The organism is bacterium (assembly GCA_024226335.1).
GTDB lineage: Bacteria > Myxococcota_A > UBA9160 > SZUA-336 > SZUA-336 > JAAELY01.
In genome coordinates this window covers 1-597 of the sequence record JAAELY010000196.1, presented here as the reverse complement: position 1 = coordinate 597, position 597 = coordinate 1, and the positions used below count along the sequence as shown (strand labels likewise).

Below are 597 nucleotides of genomic sequence, written 5' to 3'. Positions count from 1 at the left end.
TTACCGTGTCGAGTGTGTTGAGGAATAGCCACTGGTGCTTGATCGAGCGAAACCAAGATTCGATCATAGAGTTCGAGAACATGATGTCCGTCATCGCGAGAAGCCTACTGAGGATGCCTGACGAGATCAGCCTGTCCACGGCACTGTTGAAGTTCTCAACTCCTCCGTCGGTGAGCACCGTCGGCGTCTGGTCCACCAGGTCCGCCGATGCGGTGAGGAGCAGTTCGGCGGTGCAGTCCGGGTCGAACGTCGGCGACACCTTCCATGCCAGGATACGACGTGAGAAATTGTCTATGACGCCATGAAGGTAGGCGCGCGTCCCCTCGAGCAATCGGATCACCGTCATGTCTACACGCCAGATCTCGTTGGGCCCAGATGCGCGGATCCCGACTTTGGGCTTGGCCGGATGAATACGTCGTCGAGGGCGACGCCACTTGTACGCGCGGACGAGTCGGTACCAGGTCGTCGGCGAGGCGAATACTCTGCCGAGTCGCTGGGCCAGCAGCGCGAGCGTTCCCGTTGGAACGTGCCGGTACTCGTCAGATGTGACCATCTCCTTGATTGCATCGATCTCGACTGCCATCAGTTGCTGTGGAG

1 protein-coding gene is annotated in these 597 nt (G+C 59.1%); it reads right to left on the bottom strand.

The window, feature by feature from the left end:
• A partial coding sequence (locus tag GY725_10090) for a transposase family protein (protein ID MCP4004533.1) occupies window positions 1-346 on the bottom strand: 346 nt, incomplete at its 3' end.
• Between the last annotated feature and the right edge of the window lie 251 nt (window positions 347-597).